The sequence below is a fragment of the Microbacterium sp. Leaf161 genome, assembly GCF_001423645.1.
GTDB classification, from domain to species: Bacteria; Actinomycetota; Actinomycetes; order Actinomycetales; family Microbacteriaceae; genus Microbacterium; species Microbacterium forte.
Genome location: NZ_LMOW01000003.1, coordinates 175,236 through 198,986, shown reverse-complemented (window position 1 = coordinate 198,986; position 23,751 = coordinate 175,236). Strand labels below are relative to the sequence as shown.

The following is a 23,751-nucleotide window of genomic DNA, read 5'->3' as shown; positions in this document are numbered from 1 at the left end:
GTCAGGGCGGCTGTCTCTCTGTCCAGACCTGCAGCTCGTCCCCATCGAGACCGACGAGCAGTCGGCCCTGCTGGTCGGTGCGCAGCACCCGCGCTCCGGCGGCCGCGAGCGACGCGAGTGACTCTGCTCGCGGATGCCCGTAGTCGTTGTCGATGCCGGCACTGAACAGGGCGATGATCGGGCGCAGGTCCTGATAGAGCCGGACGTCCTGGTCGGCGCTGCCGTGGTGTGCGACCTTGACCACCGCGTAGCTGCCCCTGAGATGCGCGGTGCGCACCAGCATCCGCTGAGCCTCCGCCGACAGGTCGCCGAGAAAGAGAGCCCGCGGCACACCGCCGCCTTCGACCTCGAGAACCACGCTCTGGTCGTTGCCTGGCGGGAACACCTCGGATCCGCGCTGCGGCCACAGCACCTGCCACGATGCGGTGCCCAGCTCCCCCTGCATCCCCGCCGTCGCGAGGGTGACCGCCGCGCCACCGTCAGCGAGGCGCTGCAGCATCAGCTCGTCGCCGCTCTCCCCCGGCGGTCCGTGCAGCACCGCCCCGACTCTCCCCTGCACGGCGGTGACGCCGCCCACGTGATCGAGGTCGAAGTGCGTGAGAACGAGCATGTCGATGTACTCGACGCCGAGACTGCGCAGGCAGGCAGCCAGGGGCTCGGGCTCCGGGCCCGTGTCGATCAGCGCGATCCGGCCGTCCGACCTGACGAGGAGCGCATCTCCTTGGCCGACGTCGCAGGCGGCGATCGACCAGCCGTCCGGGCTGGTGGCGCTCGCGAGCGGCCCGTCGAGGGCGACGTGGGCGCTGCCCAAGGCGAGCATCACTGCGATGACGGATGCTGACGCAGCTCTGACAATCGGGACCGTGCGGCATCCGCCGGTCAGAATCACCCCGGCCGCCGCGCTCACGATGCCGACGAGCGCTGCGCTTGGGATGCCGGGAGCCACGGCGACCTGCGCGTACGGAAGTCGCGCGGTGATGCCGGCCGTCTGAGCGATCCAGGCGGCCGGCAACCACGCGGAGGCGGCCAGAAGGTCTGCGAGCAATGGCAGCGGAGCCGCGAGGCATGCGAGGAGGCCGATGATCGTGGCGATCGGTGCCGCAGGGGCGGCCAGCAGGTTCGCCGCCAGACCGACGAGTGACTGCTGCTCGGCGAACAGGGCGATGACGGGACCGCACACCAGCTGTGCTGCCGTCGGCACGGCGATCGCGAGAGCGAGCGGCTGCGGCATCCACCGTGCGAGTCCGCGGGTGAGTGACGGCGAGAGCATGATCAGCGCACCCGATGCGGCGACCGACAGTGCGAACCCCGCGGTGGAGGCCAGCCATGGGTCGGCGATGAGGATGCCGCTCGCGCTGAGCGCCAGCATTCCGGCCCCGGCGCTCGGCCGGCCAAGCAGCAATGACAGCATCGCGACGCCGGCCATGACCGCCGCCCGGATCACGCTGGGTTCCGGCGTCACGAGGACGACGAAACCCGTGAGCGCGACGGCAGCTGCGACGACCCGCGTCACACGTCCGGCCCCGCACAGCGCGGCCAGCCAGAAGACGGCCCCGACGACGATCGCGCAATTCGCACCGCTGACCGCGGTCAGATGACTGAGTCCGCTCGTGCGCATGTCGTCGCTCAGTTCGGTCGACACCGCGCGAGTATCCCCGACCGCGAGGCCAGGGAGCAGGCCGGCTCCCGGTTCGGGAAGGCGTGTGGACCGCTCGATGAAGGCGCTCCGGGCATCGGCCGCCACCGCGAACGCGCCGGACGCCGCAACCTCGACCGACGCGGTGCTCGCGAACACCACGAGCGCCGACCTCTCCCCCGCGTCCGTCGCCGCTGCCTCGCCTGTCACTGTGAGCGTCGCGCCGAGATCGAACCCGTCGGCCGGATCGATGCCGACCCGCACCGGAGCCGATGCCCCACGCACCGACCCCGGTGACCCGATGCCGGTGAGCTGCACTTCCATCCACAGTCGCCCGTCCCGACCCACCGATGCCGACGACGTGACCTCCCCCCTCACCTCGACCACCCGCCCATCCCACGACGCCGCGTTGACGCGGGCGGGCATCGCGGTCATGGCTGCGATGGACACGGCCGCAGCGGCGGCAAGGAGCACCACGATCAGTCCTGCCCTCGACGCAGCATGTTCCCGACGCTTCAGCACGATCCCCAGCACCACGATCGCGCCGCATCCGCTCCCCAGCGCGCACCATCCTGCCGCAGCAGGGACGAACACACAGAGGAGCGCGACCATCCACACAGCCACCGCGATGGGCAGCATCCGCAGATCCCGCCTCACGCGAGCACGACGTCGCGGATCACAGTGAGCATCCCTCGACTGCTCGCCCTCGTCGCGGATGCTCCCATCAGAAGAACCTAGGATCCCCCGAAGCAGCCTCGCCGACATGGACCCGAGCACTGTGCACAAGCGTCGACGACGCCGCAGTGTGCAGAAGCGTCGAGCGACACCATGGCGGCTCCTGCACGACCTCGAGGAGTGCGCGCGGCCACACTTGGTGCTAGCTGAGGGAAGGCGGAACAGCCAGCACTGCTCTCAATGTCCCCAGCACGAGGATCGTGTGCGAGATCGCTGTGGTTGCAGTCCCCGTGTTGCTGAACAGCTTCAGTCCCCGGCATCCATCAGGGAGCCGAGCTCGGACGGGTGGGTGAGCCGCCACCATTCGGTGGGCTGGTCGATGCTCCCCGCGATCTTCACAGGAGCGGTGACCGTGTTCGGTCCGGCTGTCCAGGTGACACTTCCCACGACCGTGCCGTCGCGGTACGTGGGCGGGGTCTCGATGTCCATCGTCAGCTCGATCGGCGTGTCCGACCAGGTGAAGATCGACGCACTCTCGGCGATGACCATCTTGGCGGCAGACCCCCAGGGCGTTGAGATAGATCCGACCTCCTGGCCCTCGGTCGCGACGGGCACCTGGTGGAAACCGGAGCGGATGCTCTCGAGTACGGCGATCACCGTGGCATTCACCGCCGCATGCGATGATCCCCCGAGGACGACGCCGGTGACCGCGAGCGGATCGGCAGCGCCCACGTCGAGTGTCGCCGTGTACAGCAGGTTGTGCGTGCCCTCGCCCAGGTTCCCGGTCTTCAGCCCCGTGATCCCCGCTGTGCCGAGAAGGTCGTTGGTGTTGTACAGCGGACCGGCGCCGGGGATGGAGACCGACGACGTCGCGACGATCTTCGCGATCGCCGGATGCGCGGCAGCGAGCTTCGCGATGGCCAGCAGGTCGGCGGGTGTGCTCGTGTTGCGCGGACTGATGCCCGTGGGCTCCGCGACCGTCGTTCCAGAGAGTCCGCGGGCTGCGAGCCAGTCGCGCGTCGCGCCGAGGAACGCGTTCTGCGAGCCGAAGATCTGCGATGACAGCGCCTGGGCGTAGTTGCTCGCGGAAGGGATGAGCATGACGGCCAGGGCATCATGCAGCGACATCGAGGTGCCGGTGGGCATCGGAGCGATGGTCGCGCCCTGCACGTAGTACTCGTCGTACAGATCGTGGTCGGCCTTGCCGAACATGATGGTCGGTCCGGGGTCGTCCGCGGAGGCGAGCGGCGCCGCGTCGAGGATGACGAGGGCGGTGATGAGCTTGGTGATGCTCGCGATCGGGAGCGGTTCGCCCGTCCCTGTCGCCGACCAGGTCCCGCTGGCTGCGTCGCCCAGATAGGCGTCGGCGCCGGCGATGCTGATCGCTGATGCTGCGGCCGTATGCGTGGGGATGGCAGCAGCGTCACCAACCGGAACCTGCGGTGCGCGAGTGGTCACCGCCGGCGGATTCACCGGCGCCGTGAGTGCCGACCCGACATAGCCTCCTGTCACGGCCAGCAGCAGAACGAGGCAGACGGCGGTGATGACGAGCCCTCGTCGCCTGCGTCGTCTGCGCGCCGCAGGATCGATCCCGTCACCGCTGAACTCCTGCTCGTGCGCCATGAGCTCAGCGAAATCGGACAGCTCATCCACCGGCTGGTCGGGTGCCGTCATCGAAAGACCCTCATCGCGCCCCACCTGTCACTCGCACTCCTCAGAAGAACCCATCCTCGCGTATGTCCGCAGTCTCCGGTATCGGCCGTTCGGGGGACAGATGTGCGACAGACGGCGGACCACCCTGCTCGCCAGGGCATCCCCGTACGCTGGTGCCATGGAGCGGACGCTGGATCGAATCGACGGTGACGAACGCGCGACGATCGGCCGGCGCGCGGCGACGATCCGCCGAGGGAAGGTTGTCGCGAATGCATGACGTGATCGTGATCGGCGCAGGACTCGCGGGGCTCCGATGCGCCGGGCGGCTCGCCGCGCAGGGCCTCGATGTCATCGTCCTCGACGCCGCGGATGCGGTGGGGGGACGCCAGCGCACCGACATCATCGACGGGTTCCGGCTGGATCGCGGCTTTCAGGTGCTCAATCCGGCCTACCCGGCGCTCCGCCGCAGCGTCGATCTCGACGCGCTCGCGCTGGGGACCTTCCCGGTCGGTGTGGGGGTGCGCACCGCGGATGGGATGGCCGAGCTGCGGCATCCGTTGCGGCACCCGATGTCGATCGGCACGTCGTTGCGCAGCGGCCTGGTGAACGGTCGGGATGCCGTCGCGCTGGCACGCTGGGCCGCGCCGGCATTGGTGCGTCCGCTCTCTCGTCTTGCCCGGAGCGATGTCACCGTGCGCGAGGGCTGGGAGGCCGTGGGCCTGCGTGGCCCGCTCCGCACCGCCGTGCTCGAGCCGTTCCTCGCCGGGGTCCTGGCGGAGAGCCAGTTCGAGACGTCGAACGCGTTCGCCCGGCTGCTCGTGCGGTACTTCGCGCTCGGCCGCCCTGGCCTGCCCGCACAAGGGATAGCTGCGGTCCCGGAGCAGCTCGCCGCCCGCGCACGCACGGCGGGCGCCGACATCCGTCTCGATTCCCGTGCGGAGCGGATATCGGCGCGCGGCGATGGCGTGCGGGTGGCACTGGCCGACGGCGACTCCGTCGGGTCTGCTCGGGTGGTCGTCGCGGTCGGTCCCCATGACGTCGCCGGTCTCACCGGACTTCTCACTCCCGCGACGAACGGCCTGCAGACATGGTGGTTCGCCGCCGCCGAACCACCGACCGGATCCGCGTTGCTCACCGTCGATGGGCGCCGAGACCGCGGCCCCGTCGTCAACACCGTCGTGATGACGCACACAGTGCCCTCGTACGCGCCGGCCGGACGTCACCTCATCGCCGCGACATGCCTGCTGCCACGCGGCGGCGATCCGGCCGAAGAGCACGAAGTCCGCCTCCACCTGAGTGAGATCTGGGGTGCAGACACCAGCACGTGGGAGTTGATACGGCGCGACGACATCGAAGACGCGCTCCCGGCCCAACTGGCACCCCTCGGAGCAGCGCGACCGCCGCGCTACGCCGAGCGCCTGTACGTCGCAGGGGACCATCGAGACACCGCGTCGATTCAAGGCGCCCTCGCGTCTGGCGAGCGTGCCGCGCGTGCGGTGCTGTCTGACGCGGGGTATTCGGGGAGCACCGCACCGCTTCACGGCTGACGTGCGATGACGTCGCGGCTCGCGGTCACGGCCGACGAGGCGTCAGCAGCGATCGGTAACCTCCGGTGACGGACACGCCGACGCCCAACGGCATACCCGCTCTGAAGAACTGCGTGCATGTCAGCAGGCCGAGCGTCAAGAGCGCCGCTCCGCCACCCAACGTCACTGCTGTGCCTCCGGCGCTGGTGAGCTGCCACGGCAGGGGCGCCAGACCGAGCAGGAGGACACCCAGCGCGACGAGCCATACATCGAGCCGCCAGTAGAACGAGAAGCTCCACCAGAACGCCGAGGACGAATCGGGAACACCGAATCGCCGCACCACGGCGAGGAACCAGAGCTTCTTGAACAGCGATCCCACAACCGCTCCGGTCATCAGCGCGGCAAGGCCTCCGTAGACGCCGATGAGGAACACGGCATCCGATTCCGCGTCGAGGATCATCGCGTCCTGCCCCGCATCCGCGTGCCGGACCAGGAGAGAGAGCAGCCAGGGCATCGCGATCAGCCACGCGACGAACGGCGGGAGGATCCACGCGGCGTGGACGACGACAGGGAGCGGTCGGAAGACGGCGACATTGGTGACCTCGTTCTTGATCATCGTCCCGCGACGAAGGAGCTCGCCCAGGAACGTGAGGATTCCTCCGATGAAGAACGCGAAGAACGGCGGGAGCAGGATCTCGACGACAGTGGGGTACTCGTCCACGAAAGGCAGATTCATGCGTCCGGGCTCATCGATCGCGTAGGGGATGCTGTAGACGGCCGCCATGACGAGGCCGAGCGCGATCGAGAGCACCCCGACGCAGAGAAGCACCCACCACCAGCGACGCGGGATCAGCTCGATCGACTCCGCATCCATCGCGGAGGCGATCCCCGCGGAGGACTTCCTCGCGGATGCCTTCTTCTTCGTCCCGTTCTTCGCAGCCATGATGACTCCCCCTCCGGCTGCTCAGTCTGTCACTCCCACGCGCGACGACGACGACGGGACGATCGAGCTGTGCGGCAGCCCGACCAGCTCCGGGGGCGATCCCTCGCGCGTCACACGCGCACCGCGTCACGGATGCCGGCGAGCATCTTCTCTCCGATGCCCGGCACGGCGAGCAGATCATCGACCGAGGCGAACCGCCCGTTCTCCTCTCGCCACGCGATGATGCGCTCCGCCAGCGCAGGACCGATACGCGGCAGAGTCTCGAGCGCTGCCTGATCAGCCGTGTTGAGATCGACTCGGTCATCGCCAGGCGTGGATCCTCCTGTGTCTGCAGCAGCTGCTCCGACCACCGGCACGATGATCTGCTCGCCGTCCGAGAGCACGCGGGCGAGATTGATCGCGGCAAGGTCGGCGTCTTCGGTCGTTCCCCCGGCAGCAGCCACCGCGTCGACCAACCGCGCATCGAGGTCGAGGACGTAGAGCCCAGGATTCGCCACGGCTCCGAGCACATGGACGTACAGCTCGCCCGATGAGCCTGCGGTCCTCTCACCTCCGGTCGACAGCGGCACGGACTCCGTGGGTGCGGCCTGGCCCCGCATCAACCCGAGCCCGACTGCGGCCGAGAGCACGACGAGCGCAAGCACGATCGCTGCGCCGACGCCCAGCCTCAGCCGTCGCGGGGGTGTCGACGCAGACGGGGACTCGGGCATGCGACAACGCTAAGGGGCCCGCCGAGGGAGGAAAGACGTCCGGCCGCCCATCGGGGAGAACCCCCGCAGGCGGCCGGATGTGCAGAGCGGATGAGTCGGCGGTGATGAACCGCGGGATCAGCCCTTGACGACTATGCTGACGATCTTCGGAGCGCGCACGACGACCTTGATGATCTCGCGGTCGCCGATCGAACGGATGACCCGCTCATCGGCGCGAGCCAGTGCTTCGAGCTCGGCCTCGCCGATGCGCGCCGGCACCTCGAGCTGGGCGCGGACCTTGCCGCCCACCTGCACGACAGCGGTCACCGTGTCTTCGACGAGGAGAGCCGGGTCGGCGGACCGCCACGTGACGAGACCGACGGAGGGCTCGTGGCCGAGGATCTCCCAGATCTCCTCCGCGGTGTGCGGGGCGATCAGGTCGAGCATCACCGCGACCGTCTCGGCGGCTTCGCGGACAGCCGGATCAGCCGCACCGGCAGCACCGTCGATGGTCTTGCGGGTGATATTCACCAGCTCCATCAGACGGGCGACGAGAACGTTGAACTTCGTCTGCTCGACGAGGGCCGGAGCATCGGCGAGGAGCTTGTGCGTCGCACGGCGCAGCGCCGAGTCGCCTCCGGCGAACACCACGTCGACCGGGGACGACACCTCACGGGCGATCCGCAGCGCACGCGCCAGGAATTTCTGGGCGCCCGTGGTCGAGACGTCTGCCCAGTCCTTGTCGTCTTCGACCGGGCCGGCGAAGGCGAGGCCGACACGCAGTGCATCGGCACCGTAGGCGTCGAGCTCCTCTTCGAAGAGCACCAGGTTGCCCTTGCTCTTCGACATCTTCGCGCCGTCGAGCAGGACCATGCCCTGGTTGATCAGGTTCGAGAAGGGCTCGGTGAAGTCGATCAGCCCCATGTCGAACAGCACCTTGGTGATGAAGCGCGCGTAGAGCAGGTGCAGAATGGCGTGCTCGACGCCGCCGATGTACGAGTCAACCGGCGACCAGCGAGCCGCCTGAGCCGGATCGAATGCCACGGTGTCGCTGTTCGGCGAGAGGAAGCGCAGGAAGTACCACGAGCTGTCGACGAACGTGTCCATCGTGTCGGGGTCGCGCAGCACCGGGTCGCCGCTCGCGGAATCCACCGTGCGCACCCAGCTCTCGGCCGCGCCGAGAGGCGAGGATCCCTTGGGCTTCAGGTCGAGTCCTTCGACGCTGGGCAGCTTCACCGGCAGCTGGTCTTCAGGCACGGGGATGATCCGGCCGTCCTCGGCGTGCAGCATCGGGATCGGCGTGCCCCAGAAGCGCTGGCGAGAGATCAGCCAGTCGCGCAGTCGGTAGTTCTTCGCCGCCCGACCGGTGCCGGACGCCTCGAGCTGCTCGATCGCGCGGGCGATCGCGTTGCGCTTCGACAGACCGTTGAGGGGGCCGGAGTTGATCATCCGTCCCTCGCCGGTCAGCGCGATGCCCGTGGACGCGGGGTTCTGCTCGTCGAGTGCCGCGCCGGTGTCGATGGGCACGCCCTCCTCGTCGACCTCGATGACCGGCATCGCGCCGGTGATGGGAGCCGTCGTGTCGACGACGACCTTGACCGGCAGGTCGAAGGCACGCGCGAAGTCGAGATCGCGCTGGTCGTGCGCAGGCACGGCCATCACTGCTCCGTGCCCGTAGTCGGCCAGCACGTAGTCGGCCGCCCAGACCGGCAGCTTCTCGCCGCTGACAGGGTTGATCGCGTACCGCTCGAGGAAGACGCCGGTCTTCGGGCGATCCGTCGCCTGACGGTCGACATCGGTGGTCTTCTGCACATCGGCCAGATACTTCTGGAAGCGCTCGCGCACCTCGACAGGAGCATCCGCCGCCAGCTCGGACGCCAGGTCGGAGTCAGGTGCCACCACGAAGAAGGTCGCGCCGTGCAGCGTGTCAGGCCGCGTCGAGAACACCGTGACCGGCTCCTCACGTCCCTCGATGCGGAAATCGACGTCGGCGCCGATCGAGCGGCCGATCCAGTTGCGCTGCATCTGCAGCACCTTGTGCGGCCAGAAGCCCTCGAGTTGGTTCAGGTCGTCGAGCAGTCGGTCGGCGTAGTCCGTGATCTTGAAGTACCACTGCGTCAGCTTCTTCTTCACGACCTCGGCGCCGCAGCGATCGCAGCGTCCGTCGACGACCTGCTCGTTCGCGAGCACCGTCTGGTCGTTCGGGCACCAGTTGACGGCGCTCTTCTTGCGATAGGCCAAGCCACGCTCGTGCAGCTTCAGGAACAGCCACTGGTTCCAGCGGTAGTACTCGGGGTCAGAGGTGTGCAGCACGCGCGACCAGTCGAACGAGACGCCGTAGTTCTGGAACGCCTGCTTCTGCTGGGCGATGTTCTGGTACGTCCACTCGCGCGGGTCGGCTCCCTGGCGGATCGCCGCGTTCTCGGCCGGCAGACCGAAGGAGTCCCAGCCGATCGGGTTGAGCACGTTGTGCCCGCGGTGGCGCCAGAACCGGGCCACGATGTCGGAGTAGAGGTAGTTCTCGGCGTGGCCCATGTGCAGGTCACCCGAGGGGTACGGGAACATCGCCAGCACGTAGCGGCGGGGCCGCTTGTCGTCGTCGCCGCCGGTGAGGAACGTCTCGTTCTCCGCCCAGTACTTCTGCCACTTGGCCTGGATAGCGTGCGCCGAGGAGGTCTCCTCGTCGACGGGAGAGGTGGACAGGTTCTCAGACAACGAACGCACGACCAATCTGAAGGGAAAAGGGGGTCAGTTCAGGATATCGGAAGCCCAGGCCGCAGGCATTTCCGCTCCCAGCGCCGAGAGGGGTGCGCGCGCCTTCGTCGCGACCTCTGCGACCTCGGATGCGGCAACCGATCGCCACGTGATCCCGCCGCCCGCACCGACGACCGCCTCTGCACCGTCGAGGACGATGCTGCGGATGACCATCGCGAGATCGAGTGCCCCGTCATCGCCGATATACCCGAAGCATCCGGCATACACACCCCGCGGCGCGCCCTCCAGGTCGTGCAGACGCGTCATCGCCGAGAGCTTCGGCGCGCCTGTCATGCTGCCGGCAGGAAAGGATGCCTCGAGGAGGGCACTCGCCGTCGTGCCTGCGGCCGCGGTGCCGCTGACAGTGCTGACGAGCTGATGCACCGCCGGATAGGTCTCGACCGCCCACAGCGCGTCGACACGGATCGACCCCGGTTCGCAGACCCTCGACAGGTCGTTGCGCATCAGGTCGACGATCATGACGTTCTCGGCGCGCTCCTTCGCATCGACGGCGAGCTCGGACGCGAGTGCGGCGTCGTGCGCGTCGTCAACGCCGCGGGGTCGCGTCCCCTTGATCGGACGCGTGCGGATGACTCCGTCTTCCGCATGGAGGAACTGCTCAGGGCTGGCACTGAGCAGCGAGCGACCGCCGATGCGGATGAAACCGCCGTGATGCGCCGGGGTGGCCGCGCGGAGTCGTCGATACACCGCGACGCCGTCGTGCACCCCGGGGACGGTGAAGCGCGTGGTCAGGCACAACTGGTAGGCGATTCCCGCGCGGATCAGCTCGCGGCAGCGCTCGATGAGTGCGGCGTACTCGGTCGGAGTGTGCCGCGCCTCGACGCGCCTCGACGCGCCACCATGCAGGGCCGGTTCGCCATCGAGTGCCGTCATCGCCGCGGCGTGCGTCACGAAGACGCCCCACTCTTCGAGATCCGTCTCGGCCGCGGCCACCCAGACGTCACCGGTCGCGTGGTCGAAGGCGGCCAGCCGGGAGATACGCAGCCAGGCCCCGCCCGGCACGTCGGCCGCCTCCGAAACAGGGGCTCCCGCTGCTCGGGCGCCGCTCTCGTAATCGCACCACCCGACCCACCCTCCCCGCAGCAGCGGGCCCGCGTCGGAAGCAGCAGTGCCTACATCCAGTCGGACGTCCCCGGGGAATGACGACGCAAGGCCGGTTCCGATGAAGCTCCATCCTTCGGACGCATCGGCCCCGGCGTCGAGCCAGAACACGTCTGCGCACTCACGCTCGAGCGCGAGGAAGAGCGCTTCGGGCGCCACCCGGTCGCCGAGGACGCGGGCGCTCAGAGGTTCGGGCACGTTCTCAGCCTAGGCCGCGGCGAGTCCCGTATTCTCAAGGAGTGGACGAGTTCGTGCCGTGGCTGATCGACTTCATGCGGTCCATCGACCCGGTCGCCCGCACGCTCGTCGCGGGGCTCGCCGTGATGCTCGAGACCAGCGTTCTGATCGGTCTCGTCTTCCCCGGCGACACGGTCGTGCTCGTCGCATCCATCGGCATCACCAGCCTCCCTCAGGCCGTGGCGATGGTCGTCTCCGTCGTGCTCGGCGCGTTGATCGGCGAGAGCATCGGTTTCTGGCTGGGGCGATGGATCGGCCCCCACATCCGCGCCTCCTGGGTCGGTCGTCGGGTCGGCGAGGAGAACTGGGTGCGTGCCGAGCGATACCTCGCGCGCCGCGGGGGCATCGCGATCTTCCTCTCGCGCTTCCTGCCCGTGCTGCATTCTCTCGTGCCCCTGACAGTGGGCATGAGTCACTATTCGTACCGCCGGTTCCTCGCGTGGACGGCGCCCGCCTGCCTGCTCTGGGCGACGGCCTACGTGAGCATCACATCGCTCGCCGCCGGCAGCTTCGATGAGCTCGCCGACCGGGTGCACTACGCGGGGTACATCTTCGTCGGCATCATCGCGCTCTTCCTCATCGCTGTATTCGTCGGCAAGAAGGTGATCTCGCGCCTCGAGTCGCGTCACCTCGACATCTCCGACACGAAGGACTCGACCGACGTGAAAGACTGAAGCAATGGCTTCGTCACCTCCGGCGCCCCGGATCCACTGGTTCGCACGCCTCGAACACCGCCTCCACGTGTGGCGCGAGGGACGAGCGCGCCGTCGCGGTCGTACCGCGACCATCCTCCCCTTCCCCGGTTACGGCGGGCCCGGGTGGGTACGAGTCGTCGGACGCGTGCTCATCGTCCCGCCCGCGCGGAGCACGAAAGACGGCGAGCCGGCGAGCGTCCGCGGCTGGCGGAGCTTCGTCGGAATCCCGGTGAGCTTCGCGAAGGTCGCCGTGCAGATCGGCGACTCGACGCACTACGTCGTCGCTGACCGAGGCGGGGTGATCGACTCGGTCGTGCACGCCGACCTCGAGCCCGGGTGGCAGACGTTCACGTTCTCCGTCGAGGGACAGGATCCGGTCGAGACGACCGCGTTCATCGTCGCCGAGTCGACGCACTTCGGCGTGGTCTCCGACGTCGACGACACCGTGATGGTGACGGCTCTCCCCCGTCCGTTCATCGCCGCCTGGAACTCCTTCGTCGTCGACGAGCACGCGCGCATCCCCGTCCCGGGTATGGCCGTGCTTCTCGATCAGGTGCTGCGCGAGTACCCAGGCGCCCCGATGGTCTACCTGTCGACCGGTGCCTGGAATGTCGCCCCCACCCTCCGGCGCTTCCTCGGGCGCCACCTCTTTCCTGCAGGCTCCATGCTCCTGACCGACTGGGGTCCCACGCACGACCGTTGGTTCCGCAGCGGCCGAGAGCACAAGCTCACCAACCTGCGTCGCCTGGCCACCGAGTTCCCGCACGTGAAGTGGCTGCTGATCGGCGACGACGGCCAGCACGACGAGTCCATCTATTCGGAGTTCATGGACGAGCACCCCGATTCGATCGCCGGCGTCGCCATCCGGCGGCTGCTGCCGGCCGAGGCGGTTCTCGCGGGTGGACGCGCCGGTCACGAGCAGCATGCCGAAGGCGTCGCCCCCTGGGTCAGCGCCGAAGACGGCGCGGGACTCCGTGACCTGCTCGGCAAAGCCGGCATCCTCCGCTGACATGATCACGTCGCTTCCGCGGACCGACTGGCTGGAGCGTGAGCGAGCGCACCAGGCGAGAGCCGACGCGCTCACGGCAGAGCACAGGGAGCGGGCTGCCCGAGGCGAGAAGCACCCGGTGTGGGACTTCCTCTTCACCTACTACAGCTACAAGCCTGCGCAGCTGCGTCGGTGGCACCCGGGCGCCGGGATCGAGCTGGAACACGCCCCCGAGCGGCTGACGTGGCGCTGGTACTCCCCCGGCCGGACCGAAGACGGTGCGATCCCGGATGCCGCCGTGTTCGCGCGCGAGAAGGCAGACCTCGCCGGTCTGGTAGAGCGGATGCTGCGCCGCACCGCCTCGCGCCCCGGTCAGTTCGGATGCTTCGGGCTGCACGAGTGGGCGATGGTCTACCGTGCCGACGAACACAGGCATCCGGTGCCCTTGCGTCTCGGACAGGCAGGCACCGATCTCGTCGTCGAGAGTCACGACCTCAGGTGCACGCATTTCGATGCCTTTCGGTTCTTCACGCCCGAAGCGGTGCCGCGCAACCGCACAGAGCTGACCCGCGACGACCAGCCTCTGTTCGAGCAGCCGGGTTGTCTGCACGCCGGCATGGACCTGTACAAATGGGCGGTCAAGCTCGGCCCTCTGGTGCCGGGCGATCTGCTGCTCGATGCGTTCGAGCTCGCGAGGGACATCCGCCTTCTCGACATGCAGGCCGCTCCTTATGATCTGGCACCGTGGGGCATCGTGCCCGTGCCGATCGAGACCGCCGAGGGCAAAGCGGACTACGTGCGTCAGCAGCGCGTCTTCGCCGAGCGAGGCACGCGACTTCGCGGCGAACTCCTGCACGCGTGGCTCGGCTCGGCTGAGCCCGCCGCAGTCGCGAGCTGACGAGTCAGCCCGCCGGCTCGCACTCCGGGCACAGCGCCCAGTCCGTCGTCGCCGACATGGACTGCAGGCGCAGCGACATCACCCGTGTCGCCGCCTCGGCGAGGCGATCGGCGGGGAGCGAGCCTGCATCGACCGCCGCAGTGAGCCCCTGCACGATCTGGCCGGCGGTGTCGGGCGTGGAGCCCGCGATCATGAGCACGAGATCGGTTCCGGCGACGACCGCCGACACCGCGTTGCGCACCGGGTCGGAGTACTCCGGAATCCCCGAGGACTGCAGCATCCCGAGGTCGTCTGTCACGATCACTCCGTCGAAGCCCAGTTCCTCCCGGGCGATCTCGTGCCAGCGCGCCGAGAGGGACGCAGGGGCCGGATCCACCGACGTGTAGGCAAGGTGACCGAACATGAGCAGTGAGGCGCCGGCGTCCACACCGGCGACGAACGGCACCGCATCGGTCGCACGCCATTCGTCGAGGGTCTCACCGGTCGTCGGGATCGCCTGATGGGAGTCGCCCGGCGCCGCACCGTGACCGGGGAAGTGCTTCAGCGTGGAGGCGACGACCTGCTCCTGCGCCTCCGTGGCGGCCACGACCCGCTCCGCGGCAGTCTGAGGATCGGTTCCGAGTGCCCGATCGTAGATGAACGATGTCAAATCGGCTGTGATGTCTGCGACCGTGCCGAAGTTCACGGTGATCCCGGCCTTCGCCACCAGCGCAGCCCGTGCGGAGAAGGCCGCCGCTGCGTCCGCGACCGGCTGCGACTTGAGACCGGTCGAGGCCGGGAACACGTCGCTGCCGAGGCGCGACACGATCCCGCCCTCCTGATCGACCGCGACGAGCGGCGGCAGTGCAGGATCGACGGTGAGAGCGGCCGTGAGAGTTCGCAGCTCGTCATCCGTCGCGGGGATGTTCGCGCCCATCAGGACGAATCCGCCGATGCCCTGCTGCATGTACGCGTGGAGGGCTGCGGCATCCGTCGTAGGAATGTGCCCCATCACGATGCTCGCCGCCTGTTCGGCCGTCGTCATCTCCGAGACGAGGGCCGCTGCGTGGTCATTCGTTCCCGAAGCGGAGACATCCGACCGGACGTCGCCGACACGTACTGTGTCGTGAGTCGATGCGGACGCGGGTGCGGATGCCAGAGCCAGGCCGGCGATCACCGCCGCTCCGACCGCCCCGAAGCGACGCCGCCGCATGGCCTCAGGCGCTGAGGGCGTCGACGATGGGAACCGCCGTGTCGTCCGTGCCGTTTCCGAATCTGATGGTGCGGCCGAAGGTCGACGGGTTGCCGACGACCTCGGCGATCACGGCTGCCACATCGGCGCGGGCGACCTCCCCCTTGCCCTCGGGATCGAGGACGATGCGACCCGTGGGCTCGTCGAACGTGAGCGTGCCAGGGCCGAGGATCGTGCCGTCGAGGTCTGTCGATCGCAGGTGCTCGTCTGCCGCCCACTTCGCATCGGCGTAGGCGAAGAAGCCGTCGCTCTCGGGCACTCCGTGGTCGGCCTTCGAGCCGAGCCAGGAGACCATGACATAGCGCTTCACACCTGCAGCCTCGGCGGCATCCATGGTTCGGATCGCGGCGTCGCGGTCGACGGCGTAGGTGCGCTCAGGAGAGCCGCCACCGGCCCCCGCCGACCAGACCACGGCGTCGTGTCCGCGGATGATCTCCGCGAGCGCATCGGTGTCGAAGGTCTCGACGTCCGCGACGAGCGCGTGCGCCCCCGTCGCTTCGACCTCTGAGACATGGTCGGGATTGCGGATGACCGAGGTCACCTCGTCGCCGCGGGCGACGAGGATCGGGGCGAGGAGAAGTGCGATGCGGCCGTGGCCGCCGAAGACGATGATTCGCGACATGTCTTCACCCTACGCGCCTGCGCCGACGTCGGCTCGGGCATGCGCTCAGCGCGGCCCCTGCGAGCTGTCGATGACGAACGCCTGAGGGTGCCCGGGAAGATACCGGACGACGACCGGCTCGCCGGAGGGCAGGTACGCGTCGCGATCAGGATAGACCGCAGGAGTGAAGAAGTTGCTCTCGATCGTGTACTCGATGCCCGAAGAGGTCGTGAAGGTGACCCAGTCGCCATCGATGGTTCCGGTCGTCGGCTGACCGTGCTCATGGATGTACGCACGCGTGATGGGGACGCCGGTGAGGCTCAGGATGGGGATCACGAGGTTCGCGACCATCACGAACGCGAGGATCCGGAACATGATCCGCAGGGCCGTGCCGCCTGCCCTCCCCCGCGCCGCGTTCTCACCGTGCAGCAGCCCCTCACGCTCGCGGAGGCGTCGGAGCGCGACGCCGGGCGCTGCGCCGGGTGCGGACACCGCGAACAGTCCGAGGATCGAGAACCCGGCGATGAACACCATCGTGTATCCGTGCGAGGCCGGGAAGTTGATCAGCCAGATCAGAGTGTCGAGAACGTTCATCGTCCGGCCTCCTTCTCGACCGTCACGGCCACGGTGTGCGGATCCTCGCGTCGATAGAAGGCCCAGATCGGCGCGCCGACCTGGAATCGCGAGATCGCCTCGGGAAAGGCGAACACCGTCGTGTCGGCCTCCCAGGTCGCGGCGCCCTCCGGAGCCATGAGCACCTTGAGCGCCAGCTCGCTCTGCCCCTCGAGGCGGCGTCCGGTGGGGCGCACCTCGAGCACGGATGCCGGCACCTGCGTGCCACTCGTTCGCGCTCTCACCAGATGAGGGTCGATCAGACCCCGTTCGATCCGCCACTGCAGCATCGCGTCCCGCACCGCGGGGTCGGTGATGTCGGCGAGCTCGACCGTGTCCTGATCGCTGAGGCTGTATCGGACCGGGACCGGCTGCCCCACCTGCAGGGCCCCGATCTCGCTGTGATCGACGAGCATCCGCAGCTGCCCGACGAAGTCCTCGCCCACTCCTGGAGTGACTCGGATGAACAGGTCGTACTGGGGCACATCGTTCACGGTCAGACCGGTTCTCGAGATCTCGACGAGGCGGCCCACGCCGATCTGCGACTCGCCCCTCACCTTCCGGCGGCGACCGAAGCCCGACATCGTGCCTCCGAAGGTGAGGAGCAGTCCCCACGCGACCCCGATGAAGATCGGCCCTCCGAGGGTGTCCTCTCCCGAGAACGGAAGGATCGACTCCCGCTGGTTCACACCGAAGAGACCCTCTCCGGTCCAGATGACGAGCCAGGCCGACAGCAGCAGCCAGACGACCAGGAGCACGATGCGGATCATGCCCTCAGCGTAGCGACGGGGTATCGCTCGATCACGCGCCCGGGAGACGGCCCCGTCCCGGCCGTTCTACGAGGTGCGCAGGGATTCCCTCGCCAGCGCGCGTTGCACGCCCTTCGCCGCCGAGCGCCCCGCCCGGTTCGCACCGATCGTGCTCGCCGACGGGCCATAGCCGACGAGTTGGACCCGCGGATCCTGCACCGCCGTCGTGCCGCGGCCTCCACGGTCGAGTTGGATGCCGCCGGCCGCACTGCGCAGATGCAGCGGGGCGAGGTGCGCGATGGCGGGTCGGAATCCTGTCGCCCACAGGATCACGTCGACGCGCTCGAACGAGCCGTCGGCCCAGCGGACGCCGTCCGGTTCGATACGAGCGAACATCGGACGGCGTGCGGCGTACGCCCCGAGACGCTCGGCCTCGTGCTCCTGCGGTCGCAGCATGAGTCCGGTCACGCTCACGACGCTCTGCGGAGGCAGCCCCTGTGCGACTCGCTGTTCGACGAGAGCGACCGCCGCTGCCCCGGCCTCGGGAGTGAAGTCATCGTCGCGCCACACCGGCTCGCGACGCGTGACCCAGAGCGTGTCGGTGAGGGGTGCGAGGGCTCCGAGGAACTGGACGGCCGACGCACCGCCGCCCACGACCAGGACCCGCTTGCCCACGAAGTGCTCCGGTCCCGGATAGTCGACCGTGTGCAGCTGCTCGCCGAGGAACGTCTCCATGCCCGGGTAGTGCGGCAGGAACGGATGCGTCCAGGTGCCGGTGGCGTTGACGAGGGTGCGGGTGCGCCACTGCCGGTCCCCGGCGTGGACCACCAGGAACCCGTCGTCGTCGATCACCCGGTCGACGCGGACAGGCCGGATCACCGGCAGACCGTGAGCATGCTCGTAGGCGGCGAAATAAGCCGGGACGGCGACGTTGGCGCGCTGTCCATCGCGCGAAGGAGGTGACTCCCCCGGCAGCTCGGCCACTCCGTGCACGTCGCGCATCGTCAACGCATCCCACCGGTGCCGCCACGCGCCCCCTGGCTCGGAATCCGAGTCGAGCACGACATGGGAGATGCCCAGACGGGTCAAATGGAAGGAGGCCGACAGACCGGCCTGACCGGCGCCGATCACGACGCTGTCCAGGATGCTCACGGTGGTGACAACACCCGCGATCGCGCCGTTGTTCCGCAGGCCTCAGAGTGCGATCTGGTAGTGGGTGTACCCCGTGTGCGTCGCCACGCTGTCGTAGAGCGCGCGAGCCGTCATGTTGGTCTCCTGAGTCAGCCAGTAGACCTTCTCGCATCCGTGCTCCGCGGCCCAGCCCCGCACGTGCGCGATCAGCAGCCGCCCCGTTCCGGAGCCTCGCGATGCCGTATCGACATAGAGATCCTCGAGGTAACAGTAGGCAGATCTGCTCCACGTCGCCGGGTGGGTGAGCCAGTGCACGATGCCGATAGCGCGTCCGGCGTCGTCGCGGGCGACGGCGCCGTGCAGCTCCCGATCCTCGACGAGCCGCCGGAACGTGTCAGCCGTGATCTCGTCCGAGAGCTGGGTGCCGTAGAACGTCAGATATCCGCGCCACAGACCCGACCATTCGTCGAAGTCCGCCTGTGTGATCGCGTTGATCGTCGTCATGCCGTCGAGCCTAACGCGACGCGCCCGGGAGGCCCTCGTCGATTGGTGTTGCGCGCGATCCGTGTAGTACTCTGTTCAAGTTGCTTCGAGCACTGAGGAAGCAGTTCTGGGCCTGTGGCGCAGCTGGTAGCGCACCTGCATGGCATGCAGGGGGTCGGGGGTTCGAGTCCCCCCAGGTCCACATACAGAAGGCCCCGCGAGAGATCGCGGGGCCTTCTTTTTGTCTGCCCCTGCTCAGCGTCGGTGGAGGCTCGGCGAACGCGTGTCATCACGAGGCGGAGCGCCAGGGACTTGCCATCGCCTGCCGCTCCGGATAGAAAGGCCAGGCCGTCCTCGTCAGTGAGACGGTCTTCGACGAGGTGGAGGACGCACGTGCTGGGACTGTTCCGACGACAGGAGATCATGTCGTCCCCGCCATCAGACGGCCCGCGGCCGATCGCAGAACCCGGCCTCTGGTCACGCGGTGTCGGACTCGCCGCCACCCGAAGCCTGCAGACGCTGTCGGTGCTCGCCCTGGTCGCCGTCGGCGTCCTGGTGATCACGCAGCTCTCGCTGGTGTTCATCCCGGTGACGATCGCGCTGATCCTCGCCTCGGCCATCCACCCGCTCGTCGCTCTCATGCGCCGTCGCGGGGTGCCGTCGATCCTGGCGACGTGGATCGCACTGATCGGGATCCTCGCGATTCTCGGCGGGATCGTCTGGGTGATCGTCCTGACGGTCCGCTCGCAGTGGGACGACCTCATCGACTCGGCCACCGACGGCATCACCCAGGTGACGGCCTGGCTCGACACCCTGCCGTTCAACCTCGCGTCGTTCGACCTCGATGAGGTGTGGGCCGGTGTCGGAGACTTCCTGACGAGCGCATCGTTCGGACGCGGAGCGCTGGCCGGCGTCTCAGCCACCGCGAGCTTCTTCACCGGCCTCGCGCTGATGATCGTCGTGCTGTTCTTCTTCCTCAAGGACGGACCGCGCATCTGGGAGTTCCTGCTGCGGCCCTTCACCGGAGCCAGCTACGACCGCGCCCGCCGCATCGGCGACAAGACGGTCGATGTGTTCGGGGGCTACATCCGCGGGACCTCGATCGTCGCGGCGGCCGACGCCCTCGGCATCGGCATCGGCCTGGCGATCCTCCAGATCCCGCTCGCCCTGCCCCTCGCCGTGATCGTGTTCCTCACAGCGTTCATCCCGCTCGTCGGCGCGACCGCGGCAGGGATCCTCGCGGCACTCGTGGCACTCGTCACACACGGACCGGTGGCTGCCCTCATCGTGGTCGGCATCGTGGTGCTCGTGAACCAGCTCGAGGGCAACTTCCTGCAACCGGTCGTGATGGCTCGCTCACTCAAGCTGCACGCCCTCGTGATCCTGCTCGCTCTGACCACCGGGACGATCCTGGGTGGGATCGTGGGAGCGGTCCTCTCGGTGCCCATCGCCGCCGTCGCCTGGGGCATCATCACCGTATGGGACGGACCGCACACGCCCGCGAAGCCGTTCCGCAAGAAGCGCCCCGAGACGGTCTGAGTGCGCCTGTGAAGGTCGGCAGCGGCGCCCGGTACTCCCCCGGGACTGCATCCGTCAACCCGCTCCCTCTCAGACGATGAGCCGCCCTACCGTGGCCCTCACATCCCACGAGAGGAGTCGATGATGACGAACAATCCGATACCCCCGCTCGTCCCGCGGCCGGACGATGACGGAGAGATCGACGGTGTCCCCCACCGCGAAGTCGATGGGGAGCCCGTGCTCGACACGGACGCCGATGCCGACCAGGTCGACGGTGCTGCCGCTGACCGCCTGGCCGCAGAGAAGCCGCTGGGCGAGGACTCCTGAGTCCCACCTTGGCGCAGAAGTGCGCGGCAGGTCCCTCCCCGGGTCCTGCCGCGCAGTCTGTTCAGTTCGAGAGAAGGGGTGGCAGATGCGGGATCGCGATGGGCCTCGTCGCCCGACTCGAATCCTGCACCCGAGTGACCTCTTCGAGGACTTCGGTGGCGGTGGCGTATCGCACTGCCAGAGGCAGATCACGAAGCCACACGACCTCGACCTCGGTGTCGGCGTATTCGTACACACTCGCCACCACGTGCCGCGGATCGTGCGACTCGTACCGTCGGTCGTTTATCACCCATTCCGATGGCGTGACACGATGCAGCACGTATCTAGGATCTGGATCTCCGGACATGTGATTTCCCTCCACGACTTTCTCCCCCACTGCACATCATCCACGGTGCCGCCCCAGGCCCACAGGGGCTTGACAGCTGCGAGAGAGACTGCAGGGAAGGGGATCAGCCGCGAGGACGAATCGTCAGGTCGGTGAGAGCGGCGTCGTCCGGGAGGTCGAGTGCGGTGAGGATCGTCGTCGCGACCGAGTCAGCCGTGATGAAGCGGTCCGGATCGTAGTCGCGCCCCTCCTGCTGGTGCACGCGCTCCTGCATGGGCGTCGCTGTGCGACCGGGATAGATCGAGGTGACCCGCACCCCGTGCTCGGCCTCCTCGGCCCGCAGGGAGTCGGCGAGAGCCTTGAGCCCGTGCTTCGACGCGGCGTACGCCGACCAGCCTGCGTGCGCGTGAAGCCCCGCGCCGGAGTTGACGAACACCACCCGAGCACCGGAGACGCGCAGCAGCGGCAGCAGCAGGCGTGTCAGCTCTGCGGGCCCCACGAGGTTCACGGCGAGCTGACGCTCCCACAGGTTCGCCGCCAGGTCGGCCACCGGCCCGAGGTCGACGACGCCCGCTGCATGGATCAGCGAGTCGACTCGTTCGGGAAGCGCCTGCTTCGACAGCGCCCATGACAGTCTTCCGGGCTGTGCCAGGTCACCGACGATCGCCGATGCACCCGGAAGCGCCGCGGTGATCTCCTTGGCGCGCCCCGCATCACGGGCCAGCACGACGACCTGATCGCCCCGATCGAGCAGTCGGCGCGCGACGACGGAGCCGATGCCGGAACCGGCACCGGTGATCAGGTGGACGCTCACGTCAGTCGCGGTCTGCTGCAGCGGAGTCTGCGAGCTCGAACGGCACCACAGGGCAGTCCTTCCACAGGCGCTCGAGGCCGTAGTAGACCCGCTCCTCCTGGTGGAAGACGTGCACGATCAGGTCGCCGAAGTCGAGGAGCACCCAGCGGGCCTCCGCACGACCCTCACGGCGGACCCGCTTGTGGCCGGCTTCGATGAGCTTGTCCTCGATCTCATCGGCGATGGCGGCGACGTTCCGCTCACTGTTTCCGGTGACGAGCAGGAAGATGTCGACGAGCGGAAGAGGCTCCGACACGTTGAGGGCGACGAGATCTTCACCGCCCTTCGAGACGGCGGCGTCGGCCGCGAGCTGGAGCATCTCTTCGGCGGTTTCAGGTGACTGCATTAGAACACATTCGAGTTGAAGGCGACGATCAGGGAAACGCCCAGCGCGAGCGCAAGACCACCCGCCACGATCGCGAGGATGAGCATGAGTTTGTTGCCCTTTTCGGGGGCGGGTGGGCGGATGACCTCACCGGCGGGCTTGATGGTGCTGACGGCCGCACTGGCGGCGATCGGCGTGGGCGACGATGCCGGAGGCAGCTCGCCGTCGATCAGCACGGCGTCCACATCCTTGCCGTCTGTGGTGCCGTGCGCGTGACCCTGCGAACCGAGGCCCTTGGGCAGTTCGTACGAGCCGGTCACGAGGATCTCCCCCGTGGAGGCGACCGGGCCAGACAGCGACCCGTCTCCCGGAGAGGGGTTGAAGATGAGCGTGTTCGGAGCCAGATGCTGCGATCCGGTCGAGTCGCCGACGGTCAGAAGCTCGTCGAACGACGGTGAGAAGGGCTTGCGGGTCTCCGCGCCGTCGGTGAGCAGCTCCTGCCCGAAGGCGGAGTTCACCGTGGGGCGTTCCCCTTCGGCGATGTCGACGTCATCGGACTCGGCCACATCGGCCAGGACGTCGTCGTTCGCATCGACCGGATCTGCGTCGATGCCGAGTTCGGCCACGACCGCAGAGGTGTCGCCCGCTTCGGGAGCGGTCTGAGCGTCGTCATCCGTGGCCTCGACGGACGTCGAAGCACTGACGGGAGCGGGGAGGCCCTCGACAGCAGTGTCGTCTTCGTCATCGTCATCATCATCGGATGCAGAGGACGCAGAGGACGCAGGAATCTCGCTCTTCGGCTCGGATGCGGGCTCGACGGGCTGCGTCTCTTCGGCCGCATTCTCGGGGGCCGATCCCTCAGGAGCATCGGACTCATCGACAGGAACCGATCCCGTCGTGGCGCGCTCGCGCTCGCGAACCTGTCGACGTGTCAGCCCCACAGTCCCGTGGGAGGTATCCCCCTCGATGTCGCTCGCGCCTGACCCGGCCGGCGGGGTGGGCTCGACCTTGGTCGACTCGGGCGCCTCTGGCTTCGGCGGCACGGGTGGAGCCGCGACGGCAGCCGCGGCTGCAGCCTCCTCCACCGAAATGACCGGCGTGGAACCCGTCAGCCGGATCTCACGCAGCTGCTTTCGCGTCAGCGGACCGTGACTCTGCTGATCCGATGTACTCATGCCTTGCTCCGATACAGATGATGCTTCGCGATGTATTGAACGACTCCGTCGGGGACGAGGTACCAGACCGGCTCGTCGTCGCGGACCCGCACGCGGCAGGCCGTCGACGAAATGGACAGCGCCGGCACCTCCAGTTGGCTGACGTTGTCGCTGGGGAGGCCGTCAGTGCTCAGAACGTGTCCTGGACGCGAGACCGCGACGAAGTGGGCCAACTCCCACAGTTCATCATGGTCCCTCCAACTGAGAATTTGCGCCACGGCGTCGGCACCGGTGATGAAGAAGAGCTCTGCGTCGGGGCGCTTCTCCTTCAGGTCGCGAAGGGTGTCGATCGTATAGGTCGGCCCCTCACGGTCGATGTCCACCCTGCTCACCGTGAACTGCGGGTTGGATGCAGTGGCGATCACCGTCATCAGGTAACGGTGCTCGCTGGGGGTGACATCGGACTTCTGCCATGGGTGTCCGGTGGGGACGAAGACGACCTCGTCGAGATCGAAGGAGTGGGCGACCTCGCTCGCGGCGACCAGGTGGCCATGGTGGATGGGGTCGAAGGTGCCGCCCATCACACCGATGCGCGCAGGACGCGAGGTCGTGTCGTTCATACGGGC

The 23,751-nt window shown here is 68.2% G+C and carries 23 protein-coding genes and 1 tRNA gene; 7 read left to right on the top strand and 17 right to left on the bottom strand.

Going from position 1 to position 23,751, the window contains the following annotated elements; genetic code table 11:
• Window position 1 precedes the first annotated feature (1 nt).
• The gene (locus ASF87_RS16180; protein WP_200933778.1) at window positions 2–2,275 is read right to left on the bottom strand and encodes a ComEC/Rec2 family competence protein; all 2,274 of its coding nucleotides are present in this window, start codon (window positions 2,273–2,275) and stop codon (window positions 2–4) included.
• Between the two features lie 342 nt (window positions 2,276–2,617).
• A complete protein-coding gene (locus ASF87_RS16175; protein ID WP_056377350.1) occupies window positions 2,618–3,985 on the bottom strand; it encodes a D-alanyl-D-alanine carboxypeptidase family protein in 1,368 nt (455 codons plus the stop codon).
• A gap of 248 nt (window positions 3,986–4,233) precedes the next feature.
• Between ASF87_RS16175 and ASF87_RS16170 the strand changes: the two genes are divergently transcribed.
• Window positions 4,234–5,511, top strand: coding sequence for an NAD(P)/FAD-dependent oxidoreductase (locus ASF87_RS16170; RefSeq protein WP_082508959.1), 1,278 nt, complete (start codon window positions 4,234–4,236; stop codon window positions 5,509–5,511).
• Window positions 5,512–5,536: 25 nt separating this feature from the next.
• Here ASF87_RS16170 and ASF87_RS16165 read toward each other — a convergent pair whose 3' ends face one another.
• The 4 genes from ASF87_RS16165 to ASF87_RS16150 all read right to left on the bottom strand — a co-directional run bounded on the left by ASF87_RS16165 (window position 5,537) and on the right by ASF87_RS16150 (window position 11,196).
• The gene (locus ASF87_RS16165; protein ID WP_056377345.1) at window positions 5,537–6,433 is read right to left on the bottom strand and encodes a hypothetical protein; all 897 of its coding nucleotides are present in this window, start codon (window positions 6,431–6,433) and stop codon (window positions 5,537–5,539) included.
• 110 nt (window positions 6,434–6,543) lie between these two features.
• Window positions 6,544–7,143: a ComEA family DNA-binding protein gene (locus ASF87_RS16160; protein WP_056377343.1), complete on the bottom strand. Its 600-nt coding sequence runs from the start codon at window positions 7,141–7,143 to the stop codon at window positions 6,544–6,546.
• A gap of 117 nt (window positions 7,144–7,260) precedes the next feature.
• Window positions 7,261–9,837 (bottom strand): leucine--tRNA ligase, encoded by a 2,577-nt coding sequence (gene leuS, locus ASF87_RS16155; protein ID WP_056377697.1) that lies wholly within the window; start codon window positions 9,835–9,837, stop codon window positions 7,261–7,263.
• 33 nt (window positions 9,838–9,870) lie between these two features.
• Window positions 9,871–11,196, bottom strand: a complete 1,326-nt coding sequence (locus ASF87_RS16150) for an anthranilate synthase component I family protein (RefSeq protein ID WP_056377341.1) — start codon at window positions 11,194–11,196, stop codon at window positions 9,871–9,873.
• Window positions 11,197–11,237: 41 nt separating this feature from the next.
• Between ASF87_RS16150 and ASF87_RS16145 the strand changes: the two genes are divergently transcribed.
• From ASF87_RS16145 to ASF87_RS16135, 3 genes are read left to right on the top strand one after another with little or no spacing between them, the layout of a single operon-like run.
• Entirely contained in the window at window positions 11,238–11,909 is a 672-nt protein-coding gene (locus ASF87_RS16145) for a DedA family protein (RefSeq protein WP_042537680.1), read from the top strand.
• 4 nt (window positions 11,910–11,913) lie between these two features.
• Window positions 11,914–12,939: an App1 family protein gene (locus tag ASF87_RS16140; RefSeq protein WP_042537681.1), complete on the top strand. Its 1,026-nt coding sequence runs from the start codon at window positions 11,914–11,916 to the stop codon at window positions 12,937–12,939.
• Between the two features lies 1 nt (window position 12,940).
• Entirely contained in the window at window positions 12,941–13,816 is an 876-nt protein-coding gene (locus ASF87_RS16135; RefSeq protein ID WP_056377339.1) for a hypothetical protein, read from the top strand.
• A gap of 4 nt (window positions 13,817–13,820) precedes the next feature.
• Here the strand turns inward: ASF87_RS16135 and ASF87_RS16130 are convergent, their stop codons facing one another.
• The 6 genes from ASF87_RS16130 to ASF87_RS16105 form a co-directional block, all read right to left on the bottom strand.
• Entirely contained in the window at window positions 13,821–15,008 is a 1,188-nt protein-coding gene (locus ASF87_RS16130; RefSeq protein ID WP_056377337.1) for a glycoside hydrolase family 3 N-terminal domain-containing protein, read from the bottom strand.
• Window positions 15,009–15,012: 4 nt separating this feature from the next.
• Complete coding sequence (locus ASF87_RS16125) at window positions 15,013–15,669, bottom strand: SDR family oxidoreductase (RefSeq protein ID WP_056377335.1); 657 nt, start codon at window positions 15,667–15,669, stop codon at window positions 15,013–15,015.
• A gap of 45 nt (window positions 15,670–15,714) precedes the next feature.
• Window positions 15,715–16,242, bottom strand: coding sequence for a hypothetical protein (locus tag ASF87_RS16120; protein WP_056377332.1), 528 nt, complete (start codon window positions 16,240–16,242; stop codon window positions 15,715–15,717).
• Window positions 16,239–17,030 (bottom strand): hypothetical protein, encoded by a 792-nt coding sequence (locus ASF87_RS16115; protein ID WP_056377330.1) that lies wholly within the window; start codon window positions 17,028–17,030, stop codon window positions 16,239–16,241. The genes ASF87_RS16120 and ASF87_RS16115 overlap by 4 nt, the downstream gene beginning before the upstream one ends.
• Window positions 17,031–17,096: 66 nt before the next feature.
• Window positions 17,097–18,161: an NAD(P)-binding domain-containing protein gene (locus tag ASF87_RS16110; RefSeq protein ID WP_056377328.1), complete on the bottom strand. Its 1,065-nt coding sequence runs from the start codon at window positions 18,159–18,161 to the stop codon at window positions 17,097–17,099.
• A gap of 42 nt (window positions 18,162–18,203) precedes the next feature.
• Window positions 18,204–18,644 carry a GNAT family N-acetyltransferase gene (locus tag ASF87_RS16105; protein ID WP_056377326.1) on the bottom strand — a complete coding sequence of 147 codons (441 nt, stop codon included), beginning with the start codon at window positions 18,642–18,644 and terminating at the stop codon, window positions 18,204–18,206.
• Window positions 18,645–18,752: 108 nt separating this feature from the next.
• Between ASF87_RS16105 and ASF87_RS16100 the strand changes: the two genes are divergently transcribed.
• The 3 genes from ASF87_RS16100 to ASF87_RS16090 all read left to right on the top strand — a co-directional run bounded on the left by ASF87_RS16100 (window position 18,753) and on the right by ASF87_RS16090 (window position 20,468).
• Window positions 18,753–18,825 (top strand) — tRNA-Ala (locus ASF87_RS16100).
• A 221-nt stretch (window positions 18,826–19,046) separates the two neighbouring features.
• Window positions 19,047–20,162, top strand: a complete 1,116-nt coding sequence (locus ASF87_RS16095; RefSeq protein WP_153302212.1) for an AI-2E family transporter — start codon at window positions 19,047–19,049, stop codon at window positions 20,160–20,162.
• A 123-nt stretch (window positions 20,163–20,285) separates the two neighbouring features.
• Window positions 20,286–20,468, top strand: coding sequence for a hypothetical protein (locus ASF87_RS16090; protein ID WP_056377692.1), 183 nt, complete (start codon window positions 20,286–20,288; stop codon window positions 20,466–20,468).
• A gap of 61 nt (window positions 20,469–20,529) precedes the next feature.
• Here the strand turns inward: ASF87_RS16090 and ASF87_RS16085 are convergent, their stop codons facing one another.
• The 5 genes from ASF87_RS16085 to nadD form a co-directional block, all read right to left on the bottom strand.
• Window positions 20,530–20,715: a hypothetical protein gene (locus ASF87_RS16085; RefSeq protein WP_228385526.1), complete on the bottom strand. Its 186-nt coding sequence runs from the start codon at window positions 20,713–20,715 to the stop codon at window positions 20,530–20,532.
• Between the two features lie 202 nt (window positions 20,716–20,917).
• Window positions 20,918–21,607 (bottom strand): SDR family oxidoreductase, encoded by a 690-nt coding sequence (locus ASF87_RS16080; RefSeq protein ID WP_056377323.1) that lies wholly within the window; start codon window positions 21,605–21,607, stop codon window positions 20,918–20,920.
• Window position 21,608: 1 nt separating this feature from the next.
• Window positions 21,609–21,992: a ribosome silencing factor gene (gene rsfS / locus ASF87_RS16075; RefSeq protein ID WP_042537705.1), complete on the bottom strand. Its 384-nt coding sequence runs from the start codon at window positions 21,990–21,992 to the stop codon at window positions 21,609–21,611.
• Window positions 21,992–23,146: a hypothetical protein gene (locus ASF87_RS16070; protein ID WP_056377321.1), complete on the bottom strand. Its 1,155-nt coding sequence runs from the start codon at window positions 23,144–23,146 to the stop codon at window positions 21,992–21,994. The genes rsfS and ASF87_RS16070 overlap by 1 nt, the downstream gene beginning before the upstream one ends.
• Entirely contained in the window at window positions 23,143–23,745 is a 603-nt protein-coding gene (gene nadD, locus ASF87_RS16065; protein WP_042537707.1) for a nicotinate-nucleotide adenylyltransferase, read from the bottom strand. Before nadD ends, ASF87_RS16070 begins: the two co-directional genes overlap by 4 nt.
• Window positions 23,746–23,751 lie beyond the last annotated feature (6 nt).

Coding starts and splice junctions, on each gene's coding strand:
- ASF87_RS16140 (WP_042537681.1), top strand. CDS start 11,914: ATGGCTTCGTCACCTCCGGCGCCCCGGATCCACTGGTTCGCACGCCTC.
- ASF87_RS16070 (WP_056377321.1), bottom strand. CDS start 23,146: ATGAGTACATCGGATCAGCAGAGTCACGGTCCGCTGACGCGAAAGCAG.
- ASF87_RS16095 (WP_153302212.1), top strand. CDS start 19,047: ATGTCGTCCCCGCCATCAGACGGCCCGCGGCCGATCGCAGAACCCGGC.
- nadD (WP_042537707.1), bottom strand. CDS start 23,745: ATGAACGACACGACCTCGCGTCCTGCGCGCATCGGTGTGATGGGCGGC.
- ASF87_RS16175 (WP_056377350.1), bottom strand. CDS start 3,985: ATGACGGCACCCGACCAGCCGGTGGATGAGCTGTCCGATTTCGCTGAG.
- ASF87_RS16180 (WP_200933778.1), bottom strand. CDS start 2,275: ATGCTGCCCATCGCGGTGGCTGTGTGGATGGTCGCGCTCCTCTGTGTG.
- ASF87_RS16115 (WP_056377330.1), bottom strand. CDS start 17,030: ATGATCCGCATCGTGCTCCTGGTCGTCTGGCTGCTGCTGTCGGCCTGG.
- ASF87_RS16160 (WP_056377343.1), bottom strand. CDS start 7,143: ATGCCCGAGTCCCCGTCTGCGTCGACACCCCCGCGACGGCTGAGGCTG.
- ASF87_RS16105 (WP_056377326.1), bottom strand. CDS start 18,644: ATGACGACGATCAACGCGATCACACAGGCGGACTTCGACGAATGGTCG.
- ASF87_RS16135 (WP_056377339.1), top strand. CDS start 12,941: ATGATCACGTCGCTTCCGCGGACCGACTGGCTGGAGCGTGAGCGAGCG.
- rsfS (WP_042537705.1), bottom strand. CDS start 21,992: ATGCAGTCACCTGAAACCGCCGAAGAGATGCTCCAGCTCGCGGCCGAC.
- ASF87_RS16170 (WP_082508959.1), top strand. CDS start 4,234: ATGCATGACGTGATCGTGATCGGCGCAGGACTCGCGGGGCTCCGATGC.
- ASF87_RS16165 (WP_056377345.1), bottom strand. CDS start 6,433: ATGGCTGCGAAGAACGGGACGAAGAAGAAGGCATCCGCGAGGAAGTCC.
- ASF87_RS16090 (WP_056377692.1), top strand. CDS start 20,286: ATGACGAACAATCCGATACCCCCGCTCGTCCCGCGGCCGGACGATGAC.
- ASF87_RS16125 (WP_056377335.1), bottom strand. CDS start 15,669: ATGTCGCGAATCATCGTCTTCGGCGGCCACGGCCGCATCGCACTTCTC.
- ASF87_RS16130 (WP_056377337.1), bottom strand. CDS start 15,008: ATGCGGCGGCGTCGCTTCGGGGCGGTCGGAGCGGCGGTGATCGCCGGC.
- ASF87_RS16120 (WP_056377332.1), bottom strand. CDS start 16,242: ATGAACGTTCTCGACACTCTGATCTGGCTGATCAACTTCCCGGCCTCG.